Source organism: Arcticibacter sp. MXS-1 (assembly GCF_041902385.1).
Lineage (GTDB): Bacteria > Bacteroidota > Bacteroidia > Sphingobacteriales > Sphingobacteriaceae > Arcticibacter.
Map to the genome: position 1 here is coordinate 1112645 of NZ_CP169244.1, position 11261 is coordinate 1123905.

General features: G+C 47.8%; 10 protein-coding genes and 1 pseudogene. 2 read left to right on the forward strand and 9 right to left on the reverse strand.

Annotated elements, in window-relative coordinates:
- Positions 1 to 4: 4 nt before the first annotated feature.
- From ACES2C_RS04555 to ACES2C_RS04565, 3 genes are all read right to left on the reverse strand, one after another.
- On the reverse strand, positions 5 to 790 hold the full coding sequence (locus tag ACES2C_RS04555) for a succinate dehydrogenase cytochrome b subunit (RefSeq protein ID WP_374165821.1): 786 nt from the start codon (positions 788 to 790) through the stop codon (positions 5 to 7).
- A 108-nt stretch (positions 791 to 898) separates the two neighbouring features.
- Positions 899 to 1543 carry a ligase-associated DNA damage response endonuclease PdeM gene (gene pdeM, locus ACES2C_RS04560; RefSeq protein WP_374165822.1) on the reverse strand — a complete coding sequence of 215 codons (645 nt, stop codon included), beginning with the start codon at positions 1541 to 1543 and terminating at the stop codon, positions 899 to 901.
- A 389-nt stretch (positions 1544 to 1932) separates the two neighbouring features.
- Positions 1933 to 3462, reverse strand: coding sequence for a Do family serine endopeptidase (locus ACES2C_RS04565; RefSeq protein WP_374165823.1), 1530 nt, complete (start codon positions 3460 to 3462; stop codon positions 1933 to 1935).
- Between the two features lie 619 nt (positions 3463 to 4081).
- On the opposite strand from ACES2C_RS04565, the gene dapF reads away from it, so the two are divergent.
- On the forward strand, positions 4082 to 4774 hold the full coding sequence (dapF, locus tag ACES2C_RS04570; RefSeq protein WP_374165824.1) for a diaminopimelate epimerase: 693 nt from the start codon (positions 4082 to 4084) through the stop codon (positions 4772 to 4774).
- 127 nt (positions 4775 to 4901) lie between these two features.
- Here dapF and ACES2C_RS04575 read toward each other — a convergent pair whose 3' ends face one another.
- Positions 4902 to 5105: a hypothetical protein gene (locus ACES2C_RS04575; protein WP_374165825.1), complete on the reverse strand. Its 204-nt coding sequence runs from the start codon at positions 5103 to 5105 to the stop codon at positions 4902 to 4904.
- Between the two features lie 115 nt (positions 5106 to 5220).
- Between ACES2C_RS04575 and aspS the strand changes: the two genes are divergently transcribed.
- Positions 5221 to 6966 (forward strand): aspartate--tRNA ligase, encoded by a 1746-nt coding sequence (aspS, locus tag ACES2C_RS04580; protein WP_374165826.1) that lies wholly within the window; start codon positions 5221 to 5223, stop codon positions 6964 to 6966.
- Between the two features lie 260 nt (positions 6967 to 7226).
- Here the strand turns inward: aspS and rfbA are convergent.
- The 5 genes and pseudogenes from rfbA to ACES2C_RS04605 all read right to left on the reverse strand — a co-directional run bounded on the left by rfbA (position 7227) and on the right by ACES2C_RS04605 (position 11148).
- Positions 7227 to 8086 (reverse strand): annotated as a pseudogene (gene rfbA, locus ACES2C_RS04585) (glucose-1-phosphate thymidylyltransferase RfbA).
- Positions 8087 to 8166: 80 nt separating this feature from the next.
- Positions 8167 to 9096, reverse strand: a complete 930-nt coding sequence (gene rfbD, locus ACES2C_RS04590; RefSeq protein WP_374165827.1) for a dTDP-4-dehydrorhamnose reductase — start codon at positions 9094 to 9096, stop codon at positions 8167 to 8169.
- Between the two features lie 30 nt (positions 9097 to 9126).
- On the reverse strand, positions 9127 to 9687 hold the full coding sequence (locus tag ACES2C_RS04595; RefSeq protein ID WP_374165828.1) for a DUF3109 family protein: 561 nt from the start codon (positions 9685 to 9687) through the stop codon (positions 9127 to 9129).
- 101 nt (positions 9688 to 9788) lie between these two features.
- A complete protein-coding gene (locus ACES2C_RS04600; protein ID WP_374165829.1) occupies positions 9789 to 10544 on the reverse strand; it encodes a DUF3108 domain-containing protein in 756 nt (251 codons plus the stop codon).
- Between the two features lie 88 nt (positions 10545 to 10632).
- Complete coding sequence (locus ACES2C_RS04605) at positions 10633 to 11148, reverse strand: DUF2480 family protein (protein WP_374165830.1); 516 nt, start codon at positions 11146 to 11148, stop codon at positions 10633 to 10635.
- Positions 11149 to 11261: the final 113 nt, after the last annotated feature.

An 11261-nucleotide genomic window follows, 5' to 3' on the forward strand; every position in this document is an offset into this window, starting at 1 on the left:
CATTCTATTTGAAAAAGTAAACGTAAAGAGGCATAGCTGCGAATACAGCAGGAATAATAATCCCGAACACCCATAGCCCCACAAAATCGATGATTGGCTTGTATTTGGTATGATCCCATCCAAGCGTCTGGAACCCGCTTTGAAAACCGTGATAGAGGTGAAAACCCATAGCTGCCATGGCCACTACATAAAGAGCCACATACCACCAGATCTTGAAAAGATCCATCACAATGATATTTAGATCTTTTGCGATAACCACCTGTCTGCCCGCCTGAACATCCACATATTCCGTATGGCTCATCTGGTGTCCGTCGTAAGGAAGTTTGGTAACTTTTACATCATGTGGATCGGTAAGGCTTGTTTCATACTTAATGAAGGGCAAGCCTCCCCAGTGATACTCGGCCCAGAAGTTGTTCATGTGAACAACAATAAAGATTAGCAGAACGGTTCCAAGAATTCCCATATTTCTGGAACTCCATGTGCTGTTTGCCGATCCTTTATAAACCGCATACCTTACTCTTCTTGCACTATTATTTCTGATCGTGATGATCAGAGCGTAGATAGCATGAAGCACTATCGACAGGTATAAGAGATAAGAAATAATTTTAATTGGCGGAAAGTGCGTCATAAAGTGTGAATACACATTGAACGCCATTCCATCGTCGTGCTTAAATAACTGTAGATTTCCAAGAAGATGAACAATGAGGAACAGGCATAGGAAAAGGCCGGTTAGACTCATGATCAATTTCTTCCCTAACGTCGACGAGAAAGCTTTAGTGAAACTGCTCATTACCTTTCATTTATTTGATTATGGTACAAAAGTATTATTACGAACGCAATAATATAACCTATTTCCTTAAGTACCCTTTTATTTAGGTTATTTAGAACCGGTCTAAGATCATAGCGCTACAACATCCTTTCCCAGAACAGCAAAGGTGATATCTGACTGGCTTACAGGGATGCAGCAGTTTCCGGTGAAACGCCCGAAAGCAGGCAAAATGGCTTGTTCCGCGGAGAAATAAAAACAGGAAAGCACGAGCGACTGCCGGCCCTTTCCCCTTAGCCTGACGGCAGGGTGAATATGCCCGCTCATGACATAGCGCCCCGCAAGCTGCGCAGGTTCATGAGTGAATGTAAAAGGCCCGAGATCCAGCCGTTCAACTACACTGAATCCAGCCTGCCGGTAATAGCTATCGTGCAGAATGTCATGATTTCCCCTCACAAGCGTCATCGTAATGGAAGGGAAAAGTTCTCGCCACAACACAAGCCACTCCCAGTCGTTGTTAAACTCGCTATGAAAGAGATCCCCCAAAAAGATCAGGCTGGCTGGTTTAAGCTGATGAAGAAGATCGGACAGAACGCCCAGGTCTTCTTGCTCCAGGGAACGCGGAATGGCAATGCCGGATTTCCGAAAATGTCCTACCTTGCCGATATGCAGGTCAGCCACGATCAGCGTGTTCTCTTCCTCCCAAAATAACGCCTTCTGCGGGCACATCAGCATGTGCTGTCCGAGCAGTTCCCATTTCCTTCCCAACTTCGTCATCTTTCAAAGATATGCAATCGGGTCTAAACACCCAATGAGCTGACAGAAGCTTGCAAAATGATAATCTTTCAAAAATATAAAATCAGCTTTAAACTCTCCTGAAAGACTAAGAAACCTTGACGCATTTGCTAAAACCAGACTTTCATAAAAGACATCCTTCAGCTGTGTTCACACAGGCAAAAATGCCTTGAATCTTCTTTGTGCCCCCTTTCAAGACCAGAGAACTTTTGAGTGACCTGCTCGCACGCCGGCGATGAAATTTGTTTGAAAGAGCCGCCTCACAACGTTGATGAAGGCAAGTTAAAGGAGTCATAGAGCAGAAAAAATTACCGGCTACAAAAAAAGCCTCCCGGCAACCCGGAAGGCTTTTAATCTAGTCAGCAGCACTCTTAGTCCGTTACAGGGAAAGTCATCATAATCCTTGATCCGTCCGGAGCTACTCCATTCAGACGTATCATGTTATTTCTGCTATTTGAGAGAGCTGCATCAATATCATCTGCCTTATTTACAGGCTTCCCATTGATACTGGTAATAATAGTACCTTTCTCAAGCCCGTTGGAAGAGAATACACCGTCTTCCCTCACATCGGTCACCACCACACCCGAGGTAATGCGGTAACGCTGTTTCTGCGCAGAGCTGGCAGGCGCAAAGCTGGCTCCAAGCCGGTTATAGATCTCTTCTGTCGACTGGCTGCTGTTGCCCGCTATTTTCACTTCATCTTCGCCTTTCAATGTTACACCGACAGTGCGCTCCTTGCCATCGCGGCTATAGGTTAGCTGCACCTTGTCGCCGGGACGAAGTCGCGCCACCCTTTCCTGCAGGTCAGAAGAAGACATGATCTTCACGCCGTCAACCTTCGTAATCACGTCTCCCTTTCTGATGCCGGCGGCAGCAGCACCACCTCCTTCCACTACGGTATTGACGTAAAGTCCGCTGATTTCACTCACACCCAAATCTTTTGCACGACTTGAATTCAGCTCCTGGAACGTTACGCCAACAAAACCACGTCGAACAGACCCGAATTTAATAAAGTCGTCCATAATTTTCTTTGCCAGGTTTACCGGAATAGCAAATCCATATCCGGCATAATATCCTGTTTGAGAAGCAATGGCAGCATTAATTCCAATGAGCTCACCTCTTGTGTTCACCAGCGCACCACCGCTGTTACCACGGTTAATGGCGGCGTCTGTCTGAATAAAAGATTCGATTGCTGAGTTTACTCTCGGCTGGTTACGATTATAATACCCTTGTGGTCCCCCCTCGTCTTGTCCCAAGATGCCGATCGCACGGCCCTTTGCGCTGACAATACCAGCGGTCACAGTGGTCTGAAGTGTAAGCGGATAACCTACGGCCAAAACCCATTCACCAACCTGAACATTGTCGGAGTTACCCAGCTTCACGACAGGCAGCTTGGTTGCGTTCACCTTGATAAGAGCAAGGTCAGTATTTGGATCGCGACCAATGACCTTAGCCTGGAAAGAACGGTTGTCAGGGAGGATCACCTCAATTTTAGTAGCGTTTTCCACCACGTGGTTATTCGTTACGATATACCCATCGTCAGTAACAATCACCCCAGACCCTGAAGCCATGCTAGGCTGGCGCTGTGTATTACGAGGTGAGCCGAAGAAGTCTCTGAACATATCTTCGAAGGGATCGCCACTGTCTCCTCCCTGGGATCTGGACGAGCCACCGTAGGTGGTTTGGATATGCACAACCGCCGGTGTAACTGCAGCTGCAGCCTGCACAAAGTCTACATCCCCGGCAGAGGATACACTTAGGGGATTATTTGCGAAATAAACCTTTTGCTTGTCTTCAATGCTCATTTTGGCGTCGCTGTTGCTCTCGATCAGCTTATAGCCGCCTATTGCTACTGCACCGCCAAAAAATGCAGTAAGAAGAGTAATTCCTATCTTTCTCATACTTATTTTTCTATGCGTGTTTTCTTAAATTTTCGTATACGAATTTCTTGAATCAAAAGTAATACCACTAGAACTGAATATGCAACTTCATCGTATCGGCTTTTGTGTTAAAAAATGTTAAACCATATTTAATATTATTGCCCTGTGGCGGAGGTACATCGCACATGCTTCCATTGTTGACCAGGCTCTGATCAACTTATTACCAAACCCGCCCCTCGTTCTCCATCTCCCCCTTCCTGAGCTCTGTACTCCTCCTCCCTGCCTTTCCATGTCCCGGTATTGTCGCCGAAGTGAGGGCGACGTGAGTCCGACTTTTTGCAATGATACACAGACTCACCTCGGGCTCACCTCGCCCTCACCTCGGACTCAATAGATCCCAGGGGGAACGTAAACCCCACTTTAAGCCCGGCCATTGGCGCCTCTGGTACGCCTAAGGGGCGAATTATAAGCTAATCGGTCTCTGCATCAGGAGCTGCCCAGACTCATTCATCCTATCATTCAAGCCGGTCTTCCTGCTTTTAAGGGCAGCAAAACCCCAGATCAGTCTTCTTCTCCCTTGTCGGGGCAGCGCTTGAAGGTTTTTCGCTATCTTTAGCCTTCGAATTAGCAGAAAGTAATTATGCATCAAAAATCCTCTTTGGAGACAGGCGCCACGCAGCTTCACTTTTATAAATATCAGGGTGCAGGAAACGACTTTATTCTGGTAGATAACCGCGCCGGTCGTATTGATCACCGGCGGCCGGCCCTGATAGCGGCGGTATGCGACAGACGTTTCGGCGTGGGAGGTGATGGAATGATGTTCCTGCAAATGAAGGAGGGCTACGACTTCGAAATGGTTTACTATAACTCTGACGGCCAGCCCAGCAGCATGTGCGGAAACGGGGGAAGATGCATTGTCGCGTTCGCACGGCACCTCGGTGTTATTGACAGAGAGACTAACTTTTTGGCAGTTGACGGACCTCATTATGCCACTATTTCAGCTGACACTACCTCTGTGTGTCTTCAGATGATCGACGTAAATACGATCCGCGAAGACGGTGAAGCATTCGTGCTCAACACGGGCTCTCCGCACTTCGTTCAGTGTACCACAGCCCTTCGTGAACAGGATGTGTTTAAAGCGGGAAGGGCGATCCGGTATAACGAGACTTATAGCAAAGAAGGCATCAACGTAAATTTCGTTGAAGATTTCGGCGATCACTACTTCGTCAGAACGTATGAACGCGGGGTGGAAGACGAGACTTTTGCCTGCGGAACCGGTGTCACAGCCGTGGCCTTGGCGATGGCAAGAAAAAAGGACTTCGGGGCAGTATAGTAAGCCCGGTTAAGGTCCTGGGTGGCGACCTTGTCATTCGCTTTCACTTCGATGGCGAGCGATTCACCAACGTCTTTCTCGAAGGTCCCGCGCAGTTTGTGTTTGAAGGGCATATGACTATCGCTCCTTAGTCAGCTCTCTTTACGCTATCGGGGACGGCCATGCGGCTCGTATCACTACCGGGAGGCCGGATCGTGTCACGGTCTACGCCCCGTTCAGACCCGCGGGGCAGGGGGCCTTGTCCTGTTGGATCAACCGACTTTTGCACACTATTACAAGCTGATATTGCTACAGCGATCAAAGCTGATATTAAAAGTCTTCGTTTCTTCATCTGGCATTTATCTCTTTCCAACAATTCTTGATACGGGTAGTTTGAGGAAAAAATTCATTTCCTGAACCTTAACCTTCATCAAAAAAAGTACTTTTGCTCGTCAAACAATTATTTTATGCATAGGACTCATACTTGCGGCGAATTAAATCTGAATGATTTAGGTAAAGTAGTAACTCTGGCCGGCTGGGTGCAAAAATCACGCGACCTTGGCGGCATGACGTTCATTGACATCAGGGATCGTTACGGTGTTACACAGTTACTTTTTAACATGGATGAAAATGCAGGTTTATGTGAGCAGGCTCGTCAGCTCTCCCGTGAATTTGTGATCAAGGTGACCGGATCTGTTGTTGAGCGTTCTAACAAAAACCCGAAGATGCCTACGGGTGACATTGAAATCAGGGTCACTTCGCTTGAGGTTCTGAACGAAGCGAAGCTGCCTCCATTCCTCATTGAAGACGAAACAGACGGCGGTGACGACCTGAGAATGAAGTTCAGATACCTGGACCTTCGCCGCGCTCCTGTCAGGAATAATTTAATCCTCCGCCATAAGACGGCTCAGGAGGTACGTAAATACCTCGACATGCAGAACTTTCTGGAGGTAGAGACGCCCGTGCTGATCAAGTCCACTCCGGAAGGGGCACGCGACTTCGTAGTTCCGAGCCGCATGAACCCAGGCGAGTTTTACGCATTGCCACAGTCGCCTCAAACCTTTAAGCAGCTGCTAATGGTATCGGGATTCGACCGCTACTTCCAGATCGTTAAGTGCTTCCGCGATGAAGACTTGCGCGCCGACCGCCAGCCTGAGTTCACTCAGATCGACTGCGAGATGGCGTTTATCGAGCAGGAAGACATTTTAAATACATTCGAAGGGCTGATCCGCCACTTGTTCAAAGCGTTAAAAGGCATTGAACTGGAAGCCGTTCCACGCATGTCATTTGAAGACGCCATGCGAATGTACGGATCAGACAAGCCTGATACCCGTTTCGGCATGCTGTTTACTGAGCTGAACGAGCTGGTAAAGGGGCATAACTTCCCCGTGTTCGACAATGCGGAGCTGGTAGTGGGTATCAATGCCAGCGGATGCGCACACTATACACGGAAACAACTGGACGAACTGACGGATTTTGTTAAGCGCCCTCAAATCGGCGCTACCGGTTTGGTTTACTGCCGTTACAATGCTGACGGATCCCTAAAATCGTCAGTCGATAAATTTTACAGCGAAGATGAGCTAAAGAAATGGGCCGCTGCCTTTAATGCACAGCCTGACGACCTCATGCTGATTATGGCGGGGCCGGCAGACAAGGTAAGAAAACAGCTGAACGAGCTGCGGCTTGAAATGGGGAACCGACTTGGCCTCCGTGATAAAAACAAGTTTTCGCCTCTATGGGTGATCGACTTCCCTTTGCTCGAGTGGGATGAGGAAACTGGCCGCTATCATGCGATGCACCATCCGTTCACTTCACCCAAGCCTGAAGATATTGAGCTGCTTGACAGCAACCCGGGTGCAGTACGAGCAAATGCGTACGACCTGGTGATCAACGGTACCGAAGTGGGCGGAGGATCTATCCGTATCCACAACCGCGATTTACAGGCACTGATGTTTAAACATCTCGGCTTTACACCCGAAGAAGCGCAGAAACAATTCGGCTTCCTTATGAATGCTTTCGAGTACGGAGCACCGCCACATGGAGGCATTGCCTTTGGCTTCGACCGCCTGGTTTCAATTTTCGCCGGGCTTGACTCGATCCGCGATGTCATTGCCTTTCCGAAAAATAACTCCGGAAGAGATGTGATGATCGATTCTCCGGCTTCTATTTCTGAAGAGCAGTTGAAAGAGCTGAGCATTAAAACTACCGTCTGAGACCCGGATGAAAGCCAGGAGAAGTTCATGTAAAGCACTTCTGCAGCAGGGCTCTCAGCGAGAATGAAAGATGCCGGAAGGTTGTTTTGAGGTTATTAAAACCAATCAAAGCTTTCACAAAATAAAAGGGCTGTCTTTTGAATCAAGGCAGCCCTTTTATTTTTATATGAAGTTAATTTCTACGTTCTTCCATTTTCCGCAGAAAGCGTGTTAACGATTAGAGAATACGCTTATGAACAAGCCGGATTTCAAACTCACTATTAAGCCAGGATTTTCAAGAGGTACTGACCGTACCCGCTTTTTACCAGAGACTGAGCCGCTGCGCGAAGTTCTTCGGAATTGATGAAACCCATCCGGTAGGCCACCTCTTCGATACAGCCAATTTTAAGCCCCTGACGCTCTTCAATAACCTGAACAAACTGTCCGGCCTGCATCAGTGACTGAAACGTTCCTGTGTCAAGCCAGGCGGTGCCACGGCTTAACACGCCAACCTTTAGTTTCCCTCTTTTCAGGTATTCTTTGTTGACATCGGTAATTTCGTACTCGCCTCTGGGAGAGGGTTGAATATTCTTGGCTATTTCGATCACCGAGTTGTCATAGAAGTACAGGCCGGGCACCGCAAAGTTCGACTTTGGCTGCTGAGGTTTCTCTTCTATGGAGATCACGTTATTGTCTTTATCAAACTCGACAACCCCGTATCGTTCGGGATCTGATACCTGGTAGGCGAAGACCACTCCCCCTCCGGGTTATTCAGCTTCTGCAGCTGGGCAGACAGTCCGTCACCGTAAAAGATATTGTCGCCCAGGATCAGCGCAACACTATCCTTTCCAACAAACTCTTCTCCGATCACAAAAGCTTGTGCAAGTCCGTTCGGCTGCTCCTGAACGGCGTAAGAAAAACGACATCCGATCCTTGAGCCATCGCCCAGCAAGCGCTCAAAGTTGGGAAGGTCCTGAGGTGTTGAAATGATTAAAATATCTCTTATACCCGCCAGCATCAGGATGGATAAGGGATAGTAGATCATAGGTTTGTCGTAAACAGGCATCATCTGTTTACTGGTTGCAAGTGTAAGAGGATGAAGGCGGGTACCTGAGCCTCCTGCTAGAATTATACCTTTCATTTTGTTCTTAAAAATTCGTGCCATTCTAACCGGGCGAGCTGCGGTAAAACGAAAGCTCAGTCCGGTCGGTCTTTAACTCCTTATGCCTGCAAATCCCTCAACCGGGCAATACAGGTTTCAAGACTGTCACGCCAATAAGGAATACTAACTCCGAAAGTACTTTTAATTTTCGTCTTATCCATTACGGAAAAATGGGGTCTCTCTGCCTTTGTGCGATATTCACTCGACTTTACCGGCTTCAGGTTGGTAGAAATTTCGCTCAGGTCAAGCACTGCCCGCGCAAAGTCGTACCAGGACGCAACGCCCTCATTGCTATAGTGATAAACTCCGTAATCCTGAGAACCAGACTGGATAATATCGAGGATAACATGGGCGAGATCAACTGCGTAAGTGGGTGTACCCACCTGATCAAAGACGACCGACAGCTCTTCCCTTTCTCTTCCCAGCCGTTGAATAGTCTTTACGAAATTGTTTCCATACTCAGAATACAGCCAGCTGGTACGAAGGATGAAGTACTTGTGAATCATTCCTGCCAGTACCGCCTCACCCTGGAGCTTGGTCAGTCCATAGATATTAACAGGCTTGGTGAGATCATTTTCAGTAAGAGCTACAGGAGTACTTCCTTCGAAAACGAAGTCTGTTGAAATATGGATCAGCGTAGCCTGATGCGAACGGCAGGCTGTAGCAATATTAGCTACGCCATCCCGATTGATTTTCCGGGCAATCGACGGCTCATCCTCAGCCTTATCAACAGCAGTATAGGCAGCGCAGTTTACCACAAAAGCCGGCATCTCTTCCGCAAATACCTTCGCTACCTGATCCTGATCGAGGATATCCGCAGCGTGTTCCGGAAGAAAGGAGATGTTCTTTATGTTACGAGCTTCTGCTGCGGCCTTTAAGCACTGGCCCAGCTGCCCGGCAGCACCAAACACGATTACTTTGGCGCCAAGGCTGGTAGCACCTCCGCTCGTGTTCAACATCGAAAAATACTTATAATCGAACTCTGTCATAATTGTAATAAGGCAAAAGTACCGGTGTTATTATCCGGTTACGGCATTGTCGAGTTCGTCATACCACTCAGCACCATACTTACGAATGAGCGGCTCCTTCAGAAACTTATACACGGGAACTTTCAACTCCTTGCCGAAGGCGCACGCCGACTTGCAGATATGCCACCGGTCGTAATTTAGTATTTCAAACTCGGGGTAGGCCGTGATACGAATTGGATAGAGATGACAAGATACAGGCTTCTTCCAGTGAACCTTTCCCTCTTCGTAAGCCTTCTCGATTGCGCATTTGCTTACCCCATTCTCCCAGATCACGTACGCGCACTCTTTGTTGCCGTCTACACAGGGAGTGGTATAGTCGCCATCGCTGTCCCGCACCCACGTGCCCTGGCTTTCTATCGTTTCTATCCCTTTTTCTGTCATGTAAGGGCGCACAAGCGGATAGATCTCTTCCAGAATTTTGAGCTCACTCTTCTCTAGCGGTGCACCTGCATCTCCCTCTACACAGCACGCCCCCTTACACTTGTCCAAATTGCACACAAAGTTCTCCTCCAGGAGATCCTCGTGCACCAATGTGTGCTGTACTTCAATCATATTCAAACCCATATAGGGCTACAAAGGTCGGAAATATTTTGCTAGACTGGCATCTTTATTTGAAGTAGTGCTGATACGGTGACCTGATCAGGCCGCGACGCTCAGTATTTGAGTCCCTTTGCTGAGGTAATTTCCAGCGTTACCGACCCAACCAGTATCTCGACCTGCGCCTTAACGGGGATACGATTTCCATCGTCAGTGATCCACAGATAGAGCTTACTATCCTTCCTAAAGATACGACCCGGCTTAATAGAAGGATTAAATTTTAAGCAGTTAAAGGTTCCGATTGGGGTTTTTACCTTCTCCTTTCCCACATACGTAATTTTCATGTCTGCCACTTCGTCGTCCAGAAAGTAGGGAATGGTGAACTGTGTACCTACCCGTACTCCGGCCAGATCGAGGCTGCGCGCGAAATAAAAGGCGGAGACGAGATCGAAGGTCTTTTCCCGGCCTTTAAAAGTACCTTTATTACCGACGACTTTCCGTTGATCCTGATAAAAGCGGACTTTATCGATCCTCCTGTAATTAGCCTCTCTTATGTTCTCGGTATACAGGTAAGGAAGTAGTTCCTTTTTATCAATGTAGGAATCGTAACGATTCCTTACCTTATAAAAAAGGTTAAAAGAAGCAGCGGTCTTTCCCTGGGCTACCAGATGAAAAACGGGGTTATTACCGAATTTCACGTCCGTTTCAAGTACGTTCAGAGTAGCCTCTGCAGCAGTAATGAAGCCGTACCGCAGCCGGTATTTCAACTCCTCCCCGGCGCTAAAGGCCGGCTCCTTTCTATTCTCCAGCTCCTGACATATCGCCAGCCAGGGGATAAAAAGAAGAGACAGTAGAACTATTATTTTTCTCATATAAACATGTTAGGATCAGGCGCCGCACTCCGGAGTCGCGAAACTGCAACGTTTACCATGGAACAACGCCAAGACAATTTTGTGCAGCCTAATCTCTCCTTTTGTAAACAGGAACGGTAGAACATGGTTCGCCGTACATGACGCTTTTAGCCACCCTGACGAGCCGTGTGGTCAGCTCTACAAATGCTGAAACAGGAACCGAAATATCGCCGCACCCTTTAATCACCATACGCTGGTCCCGATACTTTTCCATGTCAAGCCGATCTATAGCTTTCAGGAAAAGCACCGTCTCGAGCGCTTCCAAATCTCCGAACACAACTTCAGACGCGTATGGTGCTAGCTTTGTTGCAAGCAACATATAAGCCCAGGTTGGAACGATGGCATCAGCAGAGCAAATGATCGCCATCATCTTCCCCGAATACTGCGCCCAGTCGTGCTCTTTAATGAACTCCCTGAACTCTTTCTCTCTCAGAATAAGACCGTGGAACAAATTATCCTTTATGTCATAGACCAACCGCTCTCCCGGCTCGTAAAGATCAGCCAGGTCCAGTGTAATTAAGCCGCTCTGCGCCACCCGGTTTACTATATTTTCCTGAATATCCATTTCATTCTCAAGTTAAGTAGGCAAAGATCCTCACTTTTCTGAAAAGTGATATAAGCATAAAGTAAAAACTTAAGACGGGCGATTGTTTTACTCCGGGTGGCATGCAACAAAAA